18 protein-coding genes are annotated in these 16,717 nt (G+C 56.8%); 10 read left to right on the forward strand and 8 right to left on the reverse strand.

The annotated features are described in order from the left end of the window. The first annotated feature begins 4 nt into the window (after nt 1-4). Nucleotides 5-955: a metallophosphoesterase family protein gene (locus ACN0WX_RS05455; protein WP_417621294.1), complete on the forward strand. Its 951-nt coding sequence runs from the start codon at nt 5-7 to the stop codon at nt 953-955. Nucleotides 956-983: 28 nt separating this feature from the next. Here the strand turns inward: ACN0WX_RS05455 and ACN0WX_RS05460 are convergent, their stop codons facing one another. Beyond that, nucleotides 984-1,502, reverse strand: a complete 519-nt coding sequence (locus tag ACN0WX_RS05460) for a cupin domain-containing protein (RefSeq protein ID WP_417621295.1) — start codon at nt 1,500-1,502, stop codon at nt 984-986. Between the two features lie 43 nt (nt 1,503-1,545). Between ACN0WX_RS05460 and ACN0WX_RS05465 the strand changes: the two genes are divergently transcribed. From ACN0WX_RS05465 to ACN0WX_RS05480, 4 genes are all read left to right on the forward strand, one after another. Next, on the forward strand, nt 1,546-2,331 hold the full coding sequence (locus tag ACN0WX_RS05465) for a hypothetical protein (RefSeq protein WP_417621296.1): 786 nt from the start codon (nt 1,546-1,548) through the stop codon (nt 2,329-2,331). Nucleotides 2,332-2,415: 84 nt separating this feature from the next. Then, complete coding sequence (locus ACN0WX_RS05470; protein ID WP_417621297.1) at nt 2,416-3,186, forward strand: SDR family oxidoreductase; 771 nt, start codon at nt 2,416-2,418, stop codon at nt 3,184-3,186. Next, on the forward strand, nt 3,183-4,649 hold the full coding sequence (locus ACN0WX_RS05475; protein WP_417621298.1) for an aldehyde dehydrogenase family protein: 1,467 nt from the start codon (nt 3,183-3,185) through the stop codon (nt 4,647-4,649). Before ACN0WX_RS05470 ends, ACN0WX_RS05475 begins: the two co-directional genes overlap by 4 nt. Beyond that, complete coding sequence (locus ACN0WX_RS05480; protein WP_417621299.1) at nt 4,633-5,364, forward strand: TetR/AcrR family transcriptional regulator; 732 nt, start codon at nt 4,633-4,635, stop codon at nt 5,362-5,364. Before ACN0WX_RS05475 ends, ACN0WX_RS05480 begins: the two co-directional genes overlap by 17 nt. A gap of 32 nt (nt 5,365-5,396) precedes the next feature. Here the strand turns inward: ACN0WX_RS05480 and ACN0WX_RS05485 are convergent, their stop codons facing one another. The 7 genes from ACN0WX_RS05485 to ACN0WX_RS05515 form a co-directional block, all read right to left on the reverse strand. Further along, nucleotides 5,397-6,197 carry an enoyl-CoA hydratase/isomerase family protein gene (locus tag ACN0WX_RS05485; RefSeq protein WP_417621300.1) on the reverse strand — a complete coding sequence of 267 codons (801 nt, stop codon included), beginning with the start codon at nt 6,195-6,197 and terminating at the stop codon, nt 5,397-5,399. A gap of 10 nt (nt 6,198-6,207) precedes the next feature. Continuing rightward, complete coding sequence (locus ACN0WX_RS05490) at nt 6,208-8,415, reverse strand: acyl-CoA dehydrogenase (protein ID WP_417621301.1); 2,208 nt, start codon at nt 8,413-8,415, stop codon at nt 6,208-6,210. Nucleotides 8,416-8,422: 7 nt separating this feature from the next. Continuing rightward, the gene (locus tag ACN0WX_RS05495; RefSeq protein ID WP_417621302.1) at nt 8,423-9,247 is read right to left on the reverse strand and encodes a coniferyl-alcohol dehydrogenase; all 825 of its coding nucleotides are present in this window, start codon (nt 9,245-9,247) and stop codon (nt 8,423-8,425) included. 150 nt (nt 9,248-9,397) lie between these two features. Then, a complete protein-coding gene (locus tag ACN0WX_RS05500; RefSeq protein WP_417621303.1) occupies nt 9,398-10,645 on the reverse strand; it encodes a cytochrome P450 in 1,248 nt (415 codons plus the stop codon). Nucleotides 10,646-10,665: 20 nt separating this feature from the next. Beyond that, the gene (locus ACN0WX_RS05505; RefSeq protein ID WP_417621304.1) at nt 10,666-10,992 is read right to left on the reverse strand and encodes a 2Fe-2S iron-sulfur cluster-binding protein; all 327 of its coding nucleotides are present in this window, start codon (nt 10,990-10,992) and stop codon (nt 10,666-10,668) included. Nucleotides 10,993-11,087: 95 nt separating this feature from the next. Beyond that, a complete protein-coding gene (locus ACN0WX_RS05510; protein WP_417621305.1) occupies nt 11,088-12,089 on the reverse strand; it encodes a zinc-dependent alcohol dehydrogenase in 1,002 nt (333 codons plus the stop codon). Nucleotides 12,090-12,111: 22 nt separating this feature from the next. Beyond that, the gene (locus ACN0WX_RS05515; RefSeq protein WP_417621306.1) at nt 12,112-12,900 is read right to left on the reverse strand and encodes an SDR family NAD(P)-dependent oxidoreductase; all 789 of its coding nucleotides are present in this window, start codon (nt 12,898-12,900) and stop codon (nt 12,112-12,114) included. Between the two features lie 177 nt (nt 12,901-13,077). On the opposite strand from ACN0WX_RS05515, the gene ACN0WX_RS05520 reads away from it, so the two are divergent. From ACN0WX_RS05520 to ACN0WX_RS05540, 5 genes are read left to right on the forward strand one after another with little or no spacing between them, the layout of a single operon-like run. Further along, complete coding sequence (locus ACN0WX_RS05520) at nt 13,078-13,545, forward strand: VOC family protein (protein WP_417621307.1); 468 nt, start codon at nt 13,078-13,080, stop codon at nt 13,543-13,545. Next, nucleotides 13,542-14,336, forward strand: coding sequence for an SDR family NAD(P)-dependent oxidoreductase (locus ACN0WX_RS05525; protein WP_417621308.1), 795 nt, complete (start codon nt 13,542-13,544; stop codon nt 14,334-14,336). The genes ACN0WX_RS05520 and ACN0WX_RS05525 overlap by 4 nt, the downstream gene beginning before the upstream one ends. Before the next feature lie 36 nt (nt 14,337-14,372). Further along, a complete protein-coding gene (locus tag ACN0WX_RS05530) occupies nt 14,373-15,173 on the forward strand; it encodes an SDR family NAD(P)-dependent oxidoreductase (protein WP_417621309.1) in 801 nt (266 codons plus the stop codon). Further along, nucleotides 15,170-15,676, forward strand: coding sequence for a nuclear transport factor 2 family protein (locus ACN0WX_RS05535; RefSeq protein ID WP_417621310.1), 507 nt, complete (start codon nt 15,170-15,172; stop codon nt 15,674-15,676). The genes ACN0WX_RS05530 and ACN0WX_RS05535 overlap by 4 nt, the downstream gene beginning before the upstream one ends. After that, a complete protein-coding gene (locus tag ACN0WX_RS05540; RefSeq protein ID WP_417621311.1) occupies nt 15,673-16,707 on the forward strand; it encodes a zinc-binding dehydrogenase in 1,035 nt (344 codons plus the stop codon). Before ACN0WX_RS05535 ends, ACN0WX_RS05540 begins: the two co-directional genes overlap by 4 nt. The last annotated feature ends 10 nt before the right edge of the window (nt 16,708-16,717 follow it).

Here is a 16,717-nt window from a genome sequence, read left to right on the forward strand (position 1 = left end):
CCTCATGCGCAATCCGATTGGCCGCTTCGCTGTTTCCCTGATGCTGGCCGGTCTGGTTGCATGCACCCCGGTTTCGGAAAATGTTCAATCTGCCAGCGGCGAGAATATCGAACAGCCGCCTGTGCTGCGCATCGCCATTATCGGGGACCGGACAGGGGGACACCGACCGGACGTTTTTGAAGACGCCCTGCACAAGATTCACAATATGCAGCCCGATCTGGTTCTGTCGGTCGGCGATCTCGTCGAAGGTTATATCAAAGACGAGAAAGAACTGGCCCGCCAGTGGAATGAAGTGGAGGCGGAGCTGCAAAAATTCGGCTCCCGTTTTCATGCAGTGCCGGGAAATCACGACTATTCCAACGCGGTCATGGCCCGTATCTGGCGCGAACGGCGCGGGCCGGCTTATTGGAGTCTGGTGAAAGATGATGTCCTGATTCTCGGTCTTTCGACTGAAGATCCGCCGATCCCGCTGCCGCAAAGCGCGATGGAAGGGCATGTCCGGTTGCAGCAGGCGATGGCACGCGATCCGGTCGGAACGCAGAAGCGCATTCTCGAGGCGACGCGGGGCACGGAAAAAGGGGCAAAGCCCGGCGAGGTTTCGATCAGCTCCGAGCAGGTCAGCTATTTTCGCAAAGTCTTGGCCGACAACGCTTCACCGCGCTGGACATTCATTCTCATGCACAAACCTGCATGGGCCTATGAAAGCGCCGAATTCCAGGAACTGGAGGCGTTGCTGGCTGATCGGCCCTATACCGTCATTGCCGGTCATGAACATTATTATGACTATGCCGCCCGGAACGGACGCGACTATCTTACGCTCGGAACGACAGGCGGTGTCTGGCTCAAGGACGGGCCCGGCAAGGTTGACCATTTCTTATGGGTCGCGGTCGGGGAGGGCGAGCCGACGTTTTCCAATATCGAGATTGACGGGATTTTCGACAGGAAAGGGGGCTAGGCTGAACGGAAATCCGGCTCCGGAGCGATCAGTTCATCGCTGAAGGCGGTTTTTCGCTGTCCCATTCCGGGCGACGTTCGGCGATGGTGCCGACCGCCTTGCTCCACCAGTTCGGATTATTGGCGAGCAGCTTGATATCGAAAGCATTGGATGAACGATATTCAAGCAGTTCCACGCCCTGCTCACCGGGTGTATAGACATAGGGCACTTCGGCGCCCACGAAAAACCCGTCACCGATACCCAGTTCCTCCGTACCGATTCGCAGCGATCCGGCCAGGATATAATAAAGGCAGTCGGTATCATGGCTGTGGCGGGGCAGGGGAAAGCCGCTCTTGAACCAGACATGGGTCAGGCTCATTCCCGGCATCTGGAACAGCACGCGCAATGTGGCACCTTCCAGCATTCCTGCCTCATGCGCCGCGATCGATCCTTCGGTTTCGACCTCGGTAAGGGGCCGTTGTGTCATCATGTCGCATTCGGCAAAGTCCGGGGCATCCTTCGCCCGGATGATGGAAAAGCGTATCGGTTGATTTTCGGTTTTGGCCATGACCGATCAATGATAGTCCGACCGACAGAAAAAGGGAATATGCATGAGCCTCTACACTACGATCCACCTGCACAATGTTCCGGAAAATCGGGAGGGTGAATATGCCGACTGGTTTGACGGCAAGCACCGCGCGGATCTCTCGCGTTTGCGAGGCTTCGTGCAGGCTGACCGCTATGAATTGACCCCCGAACAGATCATGCCGGACATTCCCCAGCCGTGGCGCTTCATGAGCGTCTACGAATTTGACTATCCTGCGCCGGAAATCGATTTGCCAGCGCTCGCACCGCTGCTTGCCGAAGCGCGGGATGCCGGGATGATTGACGATAGCGATGAAAGCGAACGCATCCACAGCTATGCCATGTATTCCGACTGGAAATTCAGTCCTAATTACAAATCCGGGCAGCCGTTTTCCGGCGTTTCGATCATACTCGCCAACTTTGTCGCTGGCCGCGAACCGGAATATCACCAATGGTACGACGATGTGCATATGCCGGAAGTGTCCCGTGTCCCCGGAAAAGTCGGGATGAAACGCGGGCGGCTTTCCGATTTGCAGGTCGAGCCGCGCCGCTATTGTCCCGGCAGCGACCTGGTATTCTGTGCCCAGCAGACCGACGACCTGCTGTTCACCGTCCGCGATTTCAGCGCGCGGGCCCGCGGTGTCAGTCCCTCGGGCGTCGCTTTTCAGCCGCGCAGTTCGGCCGGTTCCGTGGCCCGCACGGTTCACTATTTCCGCAAGGTGAGCGGGGATCAGTTCTGGAGCGGGGGAATCGCCTATGACGGCGATTTTTCAGTCTATCCCGAGGATTTTGCCCGTCCGGCGAATTCCTGATTTTGCTTATCGCGGACGCGATGAAAGCCGGTCTCCACTGGTCTGAAATCCAAATTTTGCGATAGGTTTGTGAAAGAGGTGAAAATGTCCAAAACAATAGTGATTACAGGTGCCGGAGAGGGGCTGGGCCGTGCGCTCGCCCGGCGTTTCGTGGCAGATGGTGACCGGGTCGTGCTGCTCGGCCGTACATTGGCAAAGGTTGCGAAAGTTGCAGATGAACTGGGCGGCGAGAATTTCGCCCTGCAATGCGATGTCGGAAATCCCGCCTCGGTGCGCGACACTTTCGCCAACATCGGGAAAAAATGCGACAAAATCGATGTCCTGATCAACAGCGCTGCATCCTACGAACCGTTCACTCTCGCCGAAGCATTGGACGACAAGGTCGTCAATATGGTGAACACCAATTTGACCGGCCCCGTATTGTGCGCGCGTGAAGCGCTGCCGCTGTTCCGGAACAGCGGCAAAATTATCAACGTCAGCAGCGAGAGTGTTGCTCTCAAATTTGCAATGCAGTGGATGTACACGGCAACCAAGGCCGGTCTCGAAGCCATGTCCGGCATGCTGGATCGCGAATTGGCCCCGGACGGGGTCCGGGTCGCTTCGGTGCGCTGCGGACAGATGTATGATGAAAGCAAGACCGGCTCCAACTGGCCGATCGAACTGACCATGCGTTTTGCCGCAGAAAATGTGAAAGTCGGGATCGATATACGCAACCGTCCCCTGTCGCATTATAAATCCGTCGCAGATGTGTTTAGGAACGTCATCGATACACCGCATGACATGCATGTCGGTCATGTCGAGATCACGGGCGATCGTCCCTATGTTTCCGCTCAAGAGAAGAAAGAATCAGAATGACCATGCTCCCCGAAGCCAAGCTATATGTCGACGGAACCTTGCGTGATGCCGCCGGCGGCAGGACATTTGATGTTATCGGACCGTGGACGGGAGAAGTCGTGGGCAAGGCTGCCGACGCCTCTGCCGCTGACGTCGAACAAGCGATAACGGCTGCCCGGCGGGCATTTGACGAAAGCGACTGGTCAACCGATGTCGATCTGCGAGTTGGTCTGGTCAAAAAACTGCGGCAATTGTTCGAGGAGCATAAACCGAGGCTTGTCGAACTCGCCCGGATTGAAGCCGGTGCAGCTCTGGGCGCGGTCGGCCGGGCGCATGTCGATATGGCGCTGGATGGCTGGGACGACTATCTGCGCGTTTTCCCCGAAGTGGAGTGGGAAACCGACTATGGAACACGCGAAGGCTATGGTTTTACCAGCCATCGCCGTGCATTCCACGAGCCCGTTGGCGTGGTGGGGGCGATTTCTCCCTGGAATGTGCCGCTTTATGTCAATGTCGGGAAAGTTGTAGCTGCATTGCTGGCCGGCTGCACTGTTATCCTCAAGCCTGCTCCCAATACGCCCGGCATGGGCGCCATTTTTGGTGAACTGGCTGACAAGGCCGGATTTCCCGCAGGCGTGCTCAATGTGGTATTTGGAAGCGATCCGGCCGAGGCGGGAGAGATGCTGGTTACGGACCCCCGCGTCGATCTGATCAGCTTTACCGGATCGACGGGCGTCGGAAAGCGCATCATGGAAAAAGGGGCGCAGACCCTGAAGCGGGTGTTCCTCGAACTGGGAGGAAAGTCAGCGAAGATCATTCTCGACGACGCACCGAATTTCGCCATGGAAGTCGCGCAAACGATGCTGGTATTCCATGCCGGACAGGGCTGTGCGGTACAGTCCCGGTTGCTGGTTCCGGCAAGCCGTTACGAGGAAACAAAGGCGATTCTGGCTCAAGCCTATGCCGGCTTTGGTGACAATTGGGGCGATTTCGACAATCCGCAACAGATTATGGGACCGGTGATATCGCAGAGACAAATGGATCGCGTGCTGTCCTATATCAAACTTGGACAGGAAGAAGGCGCTACGTTGCTTGCTGGCGGCAAGGCGCGCCCTGACAAGGGGTCCGGCTATTTTATCGAACCAACCGTGTTCGTCGATGTCACCAATGACATGCGGATTGCACAGGAAGAAATTTTCGGGCCGGTTCTGGTCGTCATCCCGTTCGATGATGACGATGATGCCGTGCGTATTGCGAACGATAGCGAATATGGGCTATCGGGTGGCGTGTCTTCGGGAGACTTCGAGCGGGCCATGTCCGTTGCGCGGCGGATCAGAACGGGTTCGATCAGCGTCAACGGTGGCATGTGTATCGCCGGGGATATCCCGTTTGGCGGATATAAGGCCAGCGGCGTCGGTCGGGAATGGGGTCGCGAAGGGATCGAGGAACATCTCGAAACCAAATTGATTGCATGGAAAGAGTAATTTGCAAAGTTCAACAGACTTACAGATTTCGGAAGAAAATAACGAGCGACCAGATAGTGGGCGAGTGGTTCGCAACCTGAACGGGCAAAAATTAGGGCGCAAGGGCATAATCACCCGCCAAAGAATTTTGACGGCAGCCAGCAAATTGATTGTCGAGAAAGACGACCTCCAGATTTCTCTGGGGGCGATTGCTGCCGAAGCAGATTTGGGCATGACCTCTGTCTATAATTATTTCAGTGACCTTACAGACGTGATCCTTGCGGTGCTTGAAAACATAATGGTCGATGCCGAAGAGGCCTATCTGGCTCATCTGCGTATCCGCTGGGAAGATGATGATCTTGCCGAAGAATGCAGCAAATTCATCGACGCCTTTTTTACCTTCTGGACAAAAAATGCGAATGTATTTCACTTACGCAATAATTTTGCGGACAAACGTGACCGGAAGATGATCGCTCACCGTGCTTCCGTTGCCCAGGAAATCCTTGGCCTGATTATTGCGCAAATGGAGAAAAAATCCGAAAGTTCCGAATATCCACACAATTCCATGGCATCCGCGGTTTATATGGGCATTGAGCGCGCGGTATCAGTGCTGAACAACAAGCTTTTGATGAACGACCTTCCGCCGGCATATCGCCCAGACAAGATTGGGCTATTGGCCGCCGAAGCGCGATTGTTTGAATTTGGTATTCGCAGTGGTCGTGGCGTGGAATGGTAGCGTTGAACAGCCGTGCTTAGAGCCTCGCAAGGCTATTTGCCGTCACTACCGATCTTCTTGATATAATCATCAATCCGTTGCCGATAGGCGGGATTTAGCATCAGGGCGCTATTGGCCATCCGTTCGACCTGTCGCCCCTGGTCGCGACTAAGGTCTGCGGCAAGTTCGATCGCTATTTTCGCTGCGCCCATTTGCTCGGGATCGCTCTTGGTCAGATGATGGCAGAATTCTAGCGCCGCCGCGTCAAAGTCCTGGTCGGGCAGGACATCGTGAACCAATCCCATGATCAGCGCACGATCCGCATCGACTTTCTGGTTGCCCATGATCAGCCAGCGGGCCCAGTGCGAACCGCAAATGCGCGTCAGACGGCTCACGCCATTTGATGCCGGCAGCACACCAAACAGACCCTCGGGAAACGAAAATTCTGCGGCTTTTGCCGCAAGTCTGAAATCGCACGACAGGGCCAGTTCAAGCCCGCCACCGACGCAATTTGCATGCACGGCGCATACAATCGGTTTCTCGATATGCTCCATTTCGTCATAGATTCGGTGCATGCCGTGCAGGCCGATGCGATGATTTTCCCGAATTTCAGTTGCGGTTTCGGGGCGCTTGCGTCCCGATCCACTCTTCATATCCGCTCCCGCACTGAAAAAGCGGCCATTGGCCCTCACGAGCATCACGCGAAGTGCGGGATCGTCGCGAAACCGTAGCAGCGCCTCGTCGAAGAGTTGCATGGTCTCGCCCGAAAGCGCGTTGAGCTTGTCGGGGCGATTGAGCGACACGATTAGAATTGAGCCGCGTTCTTCCGTCAGCAGATGTGGTTCGTCCGTCATGACATTATCCTTAGGCGCGAGTTCGGGGAAGGCCAAGTGCGCGTTCGGCAATCATTGAACGGTGCACCTCGCTGGTGCCCCCATATATGCGAGTCCCGTGCGCGTGGCGATAAGACTGGTTGAGCAACGCAGCCGCGCCTTGGCGCTTGGTCAGCGAAAGCGGCGCGGTCAGGTTGAGCAGATCGCGCGCATCGTCCAGAAAACATTCGGACGAGAACATTTTTGCCATCGGCCCGTAGCCGGGATTGGGTTTCTTTTCTGCACCGGCCCAGGTCGCGCGGTGTTCAAGCAGCAAGCCAGCCGCCGCATTGGCGCGTGCGCGCATCAACCGCCGCTGGGCATCAACACCCTCGATCAGCTTGCCTCCTTCCGGCGCATCAATCTCGCGGCATAATTCTTCGGCGGCCTCGATTGTCGCGAACATCGGATTGGCAAAGCTGCCACCATGTTCGAGCTCCAGAGCGAGCGACATGGTGCGTACCCCGCCATCCACTTCTCCCAGACGCCAGCTGTCCGGAATTTTCACATTGTCGTAGAACGTGATATTGGTTCGTTCATCCTGAAACGTATGAACGGGCTGTATCGTCACGCCTTCTGCTTTCAGCGGCACGATGAACATCGTCAGGCCTTTATGCTTGGGAACTTCGGTGTTGGTCCGCGTGAGCATGAGCACATAGTCGGCCAGATTTGCTCCGCTGGTGAACATCTTGGTACCGTCAATCCGCCATCCGTTCCCGTCCGGAACCGCGCGAGTCTGCGCGGCGAAGACATCCGATCCGGAACCGGGTTCGGAATAGCCAAGGCTGGCGATGGCTTCACCCGAGGTGATTTTCGAAAGAACTTCCCGCTTCAATTCATCGGATCCCGCGCGCGAGATCATCAGGCCCACCATCTCCGCTACACCAGCGGCCGGATTATTATAGCCATGCTTGTCAAATGTCCGCCGCGCTGCAGCCTTGGCATAGGGGCCTATACCCCGACCGCCAAGTTCGGGGCTGGACAGGAAGTGAAGCCGCGCCTCGATGAGTTTCTTGTGCAGTTCGGGGACGAAGCCCTCCCAGCTATAGTGAAATTTTTCCCGCATCTTGGGCGTAACATTTGCTGCCATGAAGGCATCGATTTCCGCCATCATGGCGCGTGCTTCTTCACCGATATCGAATTCGATAGGCAGGTCACCGACATCCGGTAGCGCTATTTTCTCATCGCCATAATGCCGTCTTCCGGCTTCGGTAAGCCAATGCTCCGGATCGCCTGCGATCAGCGGCCATGAGCGTGCGCGCTGCACATAGAGATAGATGTCATATTCGGTCGTCAGGCCGTAACCCCCGAAAGTCTGCAGCGCCTGGCTTGTCGCTTCGCCCGCGGCGCGTGCGGCCCACCATGCCGCTATTGAAATTTGCGCGGCTGCATCCTGATCGCCATCTGCTGTGGCGCGCATGGCTTTCCATGCATGCAGCTTGCCGGAGTCGACGAGGCACAGGCAATCGGCGAGTGGATGGCTGATCGCCTGGAATTTCCCGATCTCCTGACCGAATTGCTTGCGCTCGCACGCATATTCCGAGGCCATTTTGAGCGCCTGTCTGCCGAGCCCGGCCAAGGCTACCGAGACCAGGATTTTCCATTCCTCGACCGTTGCCTCGAACAAGGCCGTGGCTTCCGATCCCGAGGTCAGCATCATTTCTTCAGCCAGACTGAAATCTATTTCCGCCAATCCGTCGGAGGAAAGGCTGGGTTCGGTGGTGCGCTCTTGCTTCGACAGGTCGAACAACAGGATCTGGTCGCCCCTGCGTCCGACCACGATATCGGCTTCGGCTCCACCCGCTACAAACTGTTTCGGCTGGTCCTGGATATCATGCAGTACCAGCGATGCGACTTTTTCGCCGCTGACCACAGCGCCGAGATGCTCCGCAAAGCTGTCCCCGCCGAGTATCGCGAGAAGACGTGCAGCCAGTACTGTTTCCACAATGGGGCCAAAAGGCAGCTTGCGGCCGACTTCTTCCATCAGTACCGCAGCGTCAAACGTGCCGAGCCCGAGGCCATCATGTTCTTCCGGGACCCGCAGCAGGAAGGCGCCAAGTTCGGCGAGACCGTTCCAGACCGCTCGATCCAGACCCTCTTTTTCAGCCTTGCGAAGACGTTCTGATGTGCAACTGTCGTCCAGCAACCGCGCGAAGCTTTCGCGCATCATTTCCTGTTCTTCGGTAAGGTCGAAATTCATTGTGGGTCTACTCCCGTTTTGCGTTCGACATCATGGCAGTCAGATCAACCTGGCCGGTCGCTAGACCACCCATGAAGCCGCCATCAACGGGGAATACCACGCCGTTTACCACCGAGGCCAGATTGCTGTTGAGCAGGACGAGCCCACCGGCCTGCTCTTCCGCAGTGGTATAGCGGCCGAGCGGTTCCGCGGCTGCGTCCACAACGCTTTTGCCGGAGACCTTGAGAAAGCTTTCCATCATAGGCGTTTCCGTCGGCGAGGGCAGTGTGCAATTGATGCGGATGCCTTTTTTGATCAGCTGCGCGCCCATGAACTGGGTCCACACGATGACGTTTTCCTTGGAGAAAGAATAACCTTCCGCCACGGTTTCCATATTGGCCTCGCACCATGCAACGGCAGCGTCCCATCCATCGGTCGTCACGAACTCCATATTGGTTGGAATGCGTCTGCTCCAGCCCAGTCCGCCGACCGAGGCAATATTCGCGATCGCACCGCCTTCGCCCATTAGCGGCAAAACCTGCTGTGTCAGGTGGCGCAGGCCGATGAAGTTGACTTTCATCACGTCCATCGGGGGCAATCCGTTGGGCAATCCTGCACAGTTGAACAGTGCATCCACCTTTCCGCCCAGCGCCGCCACGGCGTCCTCAATCGAAGCGGGGTCGCGCAGATCAACATTGGTGAAGGACGCCAGCGGGAGGTCGGAATCCTTGAAATCCATGCCATGGACTTCGGCTCCTAGATCCAGCAGCAATTTCGCCGTGGCCGCGCCCATTCCGGAATAGCATCCGCTCACAATGACGCGCTTGCCAGCATAGCCTAATATATCGGACATAGTTTTTCTCTCATTATTCTGGGCAATGCTGCCCGATCTGGTTCGCGCTTGTTCGCAGTGAAGCGGGGTCCAATCAATGGGCGGCTGCGTAAATCGCTGCCGCGATAATTGGCCGTGAGCCAAGGCAATCCGGTAGCGGAAATAACGGGATTACCAGACCAGCGGCAAATGATGCGGCCCGATGACCCCACCCGGACGGTAAACAATTTCTGTCCCCGGTTTGAGCTTGAACTCCGGTATCCGCTTCAGCCATTCCTGCAGTGCGATTTTAATCTCCAGCCGGGCCAGATGCGCACCCATGCAACTGTGGACGCCGACGGTAAAAGCCAGAATGATCTTTTTCGGCCGGTTAAAATCCACTTCCGTCGGATTTGGGAACACATCGGGGTCATAATTGCAGGCTGGCAGGATGCTGGTCACCTTGTCGCCCTTCTTCATCTGCACGCCGCGCATTTCAATATCCTGTGCGACAGTGCGGCCCGAGAATGTCACCGAGAAAACCCTCAGCAATTCTTCCACCTGCGCGTTGATATTGTCCGGATTGTCAATGATTTCCTGAACACGGTCAGGATTGCGGGCGAGCCACAGCCAGATATTGTTGAGCGTCGCGAAAACTGTATCGAGACCGGCAATGAACAGGAAAATCACGAAGCCGAATTTCTCTTTTTCCGAGATCGGGCGGCCATCAAACTCCGCCTGTACAATCCTGCTGATCAGCCCGTTATCCGGATTGGCTTCCTTCTCGGCGATTGCCCCTTTGAGATAGTCGCTGATCTTGATCATGGTCTGGCCCATGATTTCACGATCATTCGAATGGAGCAGGGCAATGGCCCACTCGACAAAATTGTCGCACATGTCGCGCGGCAATCCCATCAGATCGAGGAAAACGAGCACCGGCAGGGGACGGCCAAATGCCTCATCAAATTCGCAACCGCCTTTGTCGATAACATCATCGATCAACTCGTTGGCGAGCGTCCGGATGCTGTCTTCCAGTTCCAGTACGCCTTTGGGAGATACCAGCGGGTCGACGATATTGCGATATTTGCGATGATCAGGTGGATCGATTTCGATCGGGATGAAGTTGAAATAATCTTCCGGATCACGCGGAAAGGGAGTCGCATCCTCGGTCGAGAAATATTCCGCATGGCGAAGGGCAAAGAGTGCATCTTCATGTTTGGTCATGACCCAGGCATTGCCAAACGGGCCTACGTCATAGAAAATCGGAGGGAAATTCTCGTGCATCGCCGGGAAAAATTTATAGGGATCAGCAAGAAATTCCGGCCCGTATATAATGCCTGCGGAGCGCACGAGCTCTGGCGGCACATGATCGGGAATATCGTCGGGGCCAACGCGGCGGGTCACCTTTGGCGGTACTGGATTGACGGGATCGATCTTCATGGCTTCTGTCTCCTGAACGTTCAGTACTGGTCTTCGGGAAGGTGTACGACCAACCCGTCAAGCTCTTCGGATATTTCGATCTGGCAAGAAAGCCGACTGGTATCGCGAATTTCCGAAGCCGTCATTTCCAGCATGTCTCGTTCATCCTGTGAAGTCGGCGTTCCGACCTTGTCGGCCCATGCAGCATCAACGTAGCAATGACAGGTGGCGCACGCGAGGCCGCCTCCGCATTCGGCCACGATGCCATCGACATCATTGTCCAGCGCCCCGCGCATTACGGTTTCGCCAACTGCGACATCAAGCGTCCGGCTTTCGCCATTGCTGGAAATATAGGTTACTTTCGGCATTATGCTCCTTTCGGTCCTCGAGTAGAATTTTTGCAACATGCCAGGAAGAATTGCCCGAGGGCTTGACCATCCGGAAGACTATTGCGGGTTGTCCGTTATTCAAACTCGATCATGACCTTTGCTGATTGCGGGGTGGCAGCGATGCTCAGCCCTTCGATTACCTGATCAAAAGGCAATTTGTGGCTGATCAAAGTGGCAATTGTATCTTTCAGTCGCGGCATTGCTGCGACGACTTCCGGAAATTCGTCGGGATAGCCCACTGCGGTGGTGATTGTCATTTCGCTCGTCAGCATCGCTCCGGCAGGCAGTTCAATCGGTTTCATATAGGCGGCCGTTATGACATGGCGGGCATGTTTTTTGGCGATACCAACAACATCGGCCAGAATCGAGGGGGCGCCTGCGGCATCAATATAGGCATCCGTGTTGGCGCGTTCTCGATTGAAATAATGGTGTGAACCATGGATTTCCTTGATCCGGGCCTGCACGTCTTCGTTGGCCGGATTGATGGTGTGTGCTCCCAGGGCGCGTGCGCGTTCCAGCCTTTCTTCTGAAAGATCGAGCGCAATCACATCCCGGCATCCGCGGTCGATTGCCCACATGACCATTCCGAGGCCAATCGGCCCACAGCCAAAGATAGCTACCCGGTCGCCACTTTTGGCTTCTGCCCGATTGATGCCGTGCAATGCGACCGCGAGCGGTTCGCACATCGCGGCGACGTCATAGGGAATGCCTTCGGGAATGGGCAGGATGCTGTCATTCAATCGTGCCTCGCGCACAAGCAACTCCTCGGTAAAGGCACCCTCGGGGCCACCGCTGCCGATAAAGCTGGGCGTGTTCATCGGATTGACGATGACGCGCTGGCCAATGGCGAGGCCTTCGACCTTGTCACCAACCAGCATAACCTCTCCCGAGCCTTCGTGGCCAAGCGGCGTCGGCTTGCCGGGACCGGGTATTCCACCATTCTTGATATAGGAAAGGTCACTCCCGCAAATGCCGCAGGCTTTCATTTTGACCACAACATCTTCGGGCCCCGGTTCGGGCCGCGTATAGGGATCGAGGCTGACTTCGCCGACGTCATGGATATTGAGCAGTTTCATTTCATGGTTCCTTGTCAGAAGTTCAGCCGCTCACCATATCGCCGCCATCAATGGTGATGGTCTGACCCGTCAGATAGGCTGAAGCGTCCGAGCAAAGAAAGGCACCAATGCCTTCAAAGTCATCCGGATAGCCGACTCTTTGCATGGGAACTTTCGGACCGAACATTTCTGCCAAGGCCTTTTCGTTCGCCTCTCCGCCCATCATCGGCGTCATGACCAGTCCCGGTGCGACGACGTTGGAACGAATACCGAATTTGCCAAATTCAACTGCCATGCAGCGGCTTATGGCGGCCACGCCGGATTTCGCCGCAGCGTAATTTTGCTTCCCCGGCAAGCCGCGGAACATCGACAGGCTTCCACAGGCTACTAAACTGCCGCCCGGCTCACCGGCTTCTGCCCTGGCAACCATATGCCGCGCACCTTCGCGCAGGGTAATAAACGCCCCATGGAGCGCAACGTCGAGAAACTTGTGCCAGGCTTCGGTCGGCATGTCGAAAACCGAATTGAATCCTGGAGGTCCTCCCGAATTGGCGAACACGCAGTCGAGCCGTCCAAAATCGGCCATCAGCTTCGCATAGCCATCAATTATCTGCTGTTCCGACGACACGTCTACCTGGTAGGTTTCGACCCGCGCGGCTCCGGCTTCGAGCAACTCCTGTTTTGCCGCGGTGTTTTTTTCCTCATTGCGGGCCCAAATCGCGATCGCGCCGCCCATTTTCGCTATACCCTTCGCGAAACCGAGACCAATGCCGCCATTGCCACCGGTCACAAGCGTGACCTTCCCTGAACAATCGAACAATGTGTTTGCCATCATGCACTCCTTTTTCTTGAATCTGTTCATGGCGCAATCGCCCCGGACTGGCCAGTGTCAGGAGCATCGCGTTAGCGATTAGTCGTGCGAAGTTCGCCCGATGCGCGACAGAGACAATCGAGTGATGCTAGCTTTACTTCACTAATCCAACCGAGTTTCAAGAGAGGAAGAGATTGCATGGCCATCGGGCAACATTACCAGAACGCTTATGTCACGCGGGATGTCGATAAGGCTGTTGCGGGATTTCGCCAATGGGCGGACACGCGCCTGATCCTTGAAACAGAAGTCGAAGTGAAGCTCTGGACGCCGGAAGGCGAGGGGACCGGAGTCCAGAAACTGGCTTTTGTCTGGGTCGAGGATTTGAATTACGAACTGATCGAACCCAAAAGTGGCGATGTCCTGAAAATCTATCAGGAAGGGCTGCCCGAAGGCGATGGATTGGCTTTTCATCATGTTTGCCACCGCGTCGATGACTGGGACGAAACCATGGCGCATATCGAGAAGAATCCGTTTCCGGTGGTGCTGAAAGGCGGGACGCCCGACATGCTGCAATTCTGCTATGTCGATACGCGCGAGTGGCTGGGTCACTTCACGGAATATATCTGGGCCAATCCGGAACGCTGGCAGCAATTGGGCGGACGATGATTAGCAAGGAATTGCACGGGCCCTGGGCCCTTATCGCCGGCGGTTCGGAAGGGCTCGGAGAATCTTTCGCCCACCGTCTGGCTGCCGCCGATATCAACCTTCTGCTGCTCGCGCGAAATGCGGAAAAGATGGAAGCACTGGCTGCCCAAATCCGGGCGCAATATCCGGTTGAAGTGCGGATTTGCGCTGCGGACCTGACCGCGCCGGATATGCTCGCCACGGTCACAGAGGCGACTGACGGGCTGGAAATAGGAACCCTGCTCTACATTGCGGGTGCGGGCGGCAAGCCCTATCCCCTGATCGACCAGCCGTGGGACGAGGCGCTCTCCACCATCCAGCTCAATGTCGTGGGCCAGACCGCACTGGCGCGTCATTTTGGCAAGGCCATGGCCGACCGGCAACGGGGTGCGATCATGCTGGTCGGCTCGCTCGGCTGTGTGGCCGGTTCGAAGCGGCTGGCGGTCTATACCGCGGCCAAGGCCTATACGCAGATACTGGCGGAAGGGCTGTGGGCAGAACTGACCCCGCTGGGCGTGGATGTTGCCGCGTTGCTGATCGGGCGCACCCGAACGCCCGCGCTGGAACGTTCCGAAATTGGCAATAATGGCGAGATGGCGGTTGCCGAGACCGATGACGTGGCCGACTTCGCGCTGGAAAATCTTCAGAACGGCCCGGTCATCGTTCCTGCCGAATTGCAACAGGCGTTTGACGGGTTGCGCTCCATGCCGCGGCGCAAGGCGGTGGAGATCATGACCCGTTCGCTTGAACCGCAAACGACCAACGAAAAGTGACTTTGGCCGCGCATCGCTGGATAACCGGGAAATAGAATGATTGATCAACGACGTCACGGACCATGGGCAATAATCGCCGGGGCATCGGAAGGCACCGGAAAGGCTTTCGCCAAGGCACTGGCCCGTGCGGGCATCGCTTCGATCCTGATTGCCCGGCGCCAAAAGCCATTGGCTGACCTTGCTGCCGAGATCGCGGAGGAGACCGGAATTGAATGCGTCTGCGCTGCGATCGATCTCTATGCGCCAGACGCTGCCGATCGTGTGATAGAGGCTGCCGGTGATCGGGAAATCGGTTTGTTCATCGTCAATGCGGGCGGGGATCCCGAAGGTCAGCATTTTCTTGATCTTCCGGTCGAGAACTGGATTGACCAAGTCAACCGCGGGGTGCTGGCACCACTGCAATGCTGCCATCATTTCGGCACGCAAATGGCTGCCCGCGGGCAAGGGGGCATTTTGTTTGTCGGGTCCGGAGCCTGCTGGGGCGGCGCCGCAAACATGGCCGCCTATTCAGGAATCAAATCCTTCATGCTGAATTTTGCCGAAGGCCTTTGGGCCGAACTGCAGCCGAAGGGAGTGGACGTGCTTTACGCCGCTTTGGGTACAACGGATACGCCAGAACTTCGCCGCTTCATGGCAGCAAAGAACCTTCCGTTGCCTGACGATCTGGCTGATCCGGAAGCGGTTGCTCTCCGGCTATTCGACGAAATCGGTAATGGCCCCGTTCTCATCTGGGGACAGGCTGATGACGAAGCGGGCCATTTGCCAATGTCGGCAGCCGGGAGGCGCACCAGAACACTGGCGATTGGTCAGGCAACCAAAAGGATTTTTGGGAAATGAGTGGCGAGGAACTGGGAGCCTTGCTGGCCAAGGAAGAAATCAGCCGGCAGATTTACAACTATTGTCGCGCCGTGGACCGGCTCGATGCCGCGCTCGGCTATGCTGTCTGGCACGAGGACGGAACGGCTGATTATGGCGAAAGCGTCTATCAAGGCACTGGTCACGGTTTCATTGATTTCGTTATCGCCGCCCATGGCCAGATGCTCGCCCATTCGCACCAGGTTACCAATGTCATCATCGAACTGGATGGTGATATGGCATCGAGCGAGGCGTATCATTTCGCCAATCTGCGGATGGAACGCGATGGGCAGCTGATCGAAATGCGCGTGTGCGGCCGGTATCTTGATCGCTGGTCGCGCCGTGACGGGCGCTGGGCAATCGATCACCGGCTTACCATTAGGGATTTCGATTCCGCCGGGCCAGTGACAGCAATGAGTCCTTCCACTCAGGGATCGCGTGATTTCAGCGATCCGTCCTATGAATTTCTGGAGCAAAAAAGATGAAAGCTGCTTTCATACAGAATGGCGTAGTTGCGGTAGGTACGCTGGATGACCCCGTTCCCGGCAAAGGCCACGCTCTGGTCCGCACGCATCGTTGCGGTCTATGTGCGTCAGAAGCCCATTTTCTGCATGCCGGTCAGAATGTGATTGATCTTTCACAGAAGTTTGGCGGTCCATATTCTGCACTGGATCCGCAAGTGCCTTTCGTTCCCGGCCATGAATATGTCGGTGAAGTCGTGGACTATGGGCCGGGCAGCAAGCGCACGGTAAAGCCCGGGCGACGGGTAACCTCGCTGCCGATCATGCGCCAGTCGGGATCGCATGCGGTGATCGGCTTCAACAATGCCTGTCCCGGCGGTTTTGGTGAATATATGCTGCTCGACGAGGATATGCTCAGCGAAATACCGGATGGGCTGGACGATAATCTTGCTGCCATGACCGAACCGCTTGCTGTCGGTCTTGAACATGCGCGGCGCGGCTTGCCGACCAAGGACGATTGCGCATTGGTCATGGGCTGCGGGGCCATCGGTCTGGGTGTGATCGCCGGACTGAAGCTCGCCGGTATCGCGCCGATCGTCGCAACCGATTTTCATGCAGACAGGCGGGCGCTGGCTCTGGCCATGGGGGCAGATATCGCTCTCGATCCGCGCGAAATATCTCCCTATGAGCCGTTGCCCGATCTGGGCGGGCGGCAAGTCAGCCTTGTTTATGAATGTGTCGGTCTGCCCGGACTGCTGCAGCAGATCATCCAGTCTGTCGGTTTTGGTGCGCGGATCGTGATGGGTGGATATTGTATGGAGCCGGAGGAACTGTTTGTGTTCGCGGCGCAGAACAAGCGGCTGACGGTGCACTTCGCCGGCGGCGAGGAACCGCAGGACATGGACCTGGCCCTGCGCTCGATCGCCGACGGCAAAATCGATGTGGCGCCATGGATCGGAGCGACGATCGGGCTTTCGGGAGTCGCCGATGCGCTGGCCAATATGTCGGCAGAGGGGGCGCCGGTCCGCACCATTGTCGATCCGCGCCTGCTATGAGACTGCCAGC

Source organism: Parasphingorhabdus sp., from assembly GCF_048269915.1.
Lineage (GTDB): Bacteria > Pseudomonadota > Alphaproteobacteria > Sphingomonadales > Sphingomonadaceae > Parasphingorhabdus.

Bases quoted from the DNA above. Each gene is read 5' to 3' on its own strand.
- ACN0WX_RS05515 (WP_417621306.1), bottom strand. From the start codon at position 12,900: ATGGCAAACACATTGTTCGATTGTTCAGGGAAGGTCACGCTTGTGACC.
- ACN0WX_RS05540 (WP_417621311.1), top strand. From the start codon at position 15,673: ATGAAAGCTGCTTTCATACAGAATGGCGTAGTTGCGGTAGGTACGCTG.
- ACN0WX_RS05500 (WP_417621303.1), bottom strand. From the start codon at position 10,645: ATGAAGATCGATCCCGTCAATCCAGTACCGCCAAAGGTGACCCGCCGC.
- ACN0WX_RS05475 (WP_417621298.1), top strand. From the start codon at position 3,183: ATGACCATGCTCCCCGAAGCCAAGCTATATGTCGACGGAACCTTGCGT.
- ACN0WX_RS05535 (WP_417621310.1), top strand. From the start codon at position 15,170: ATGAGTGGCGAGGAACTGGGAGCCTTGCTGGCCAAGGAAGAAATCAGC.
- ACN0WX_RS05455 (WP_417621294.1), top strand. From the start codon at position 5: ATGCGCAATCCGATTGGCCGCTTCGCTGTTTCCCTGATGCTGGCCGGT.
- ACN0WX_RS05490 (WP_417621301.1), bottom strand. From the start codon at position 8,415: ATGAATTTCGACCTTACCGAAGAACAGGAAATGATGCGCGAAAGCTTC.
- ACN0WX_RS05460 (WP_417621295.1), bottom strand. From the start codon at position 1,502: ATGGCCAAAACCGAAAATCAACCGATACGCTTTTCCATCATCCGGGCG.
- ACN0WX_RS05485 (WP_417621300.1), bottom strand. From the start codon at position 6,197: ATGACGGACGAACCACATCTGCTGACGGAAGAACGCGGCTCAATTCTA.
- ACN0WX_RS05465 (WP_417621296.1), top strand. From the start codon at position 1,546: ATGAGCCTCTACACTACGATCCACCTGCACAATGTTCCGGAAAATCGG.
- ACN0WX_RS05510 (WP_417621305.1), bottom strand. From the start codon at position 12,089: ATGAAACTGCTCAATATCCATGACGTCGGCGAAGTCAGCCTCGATCCC.
- ACN0WX_RS05470 (WP_417621297.1), top strand. From the start codon at position 2,416: ATGTCCAAAACAATAGTGATTACAGGTGCCGGAGAGGGGCTGGGCCGT.
- ACN0WX_RS05495 (WP_417621302.1), bottom strand. From the start codon at position 9,247: ATGTCCGATATATTAGGCTATGCTGGCAAGCGCGTCATTGTGAGCGGA.
- ACN0WX_RS05520 (WP_417621307.1), top strand. From the start codon at position 13,078: ATGGCCATCGGGCAACATTACCAGAACGCTTATGTCACGCGGGATGTC.
- ACN0WX_RS05505 (WP_417621304.1), bottom strand. From the start codon at position 10,992: ATGCCGAAAGTAACCTATATTTCCAGCAATGGCGAAAGCCGGACGCTT.
- ACN0WX_RS05530 (WP_417621309.1), top strand. From the start codon at position 14,373: ATGATTGATCAACGACGTCACGGACCATGGGCAATAATCGCCGGGGCA.
- ACN0WX_RS05525 (WP_417621308.1), top strand. From the start codon at position 13,542: ATGATTAGCAAGGAATTGCACGGGCCCTGGGCCCTTATCGCCGGCGGT.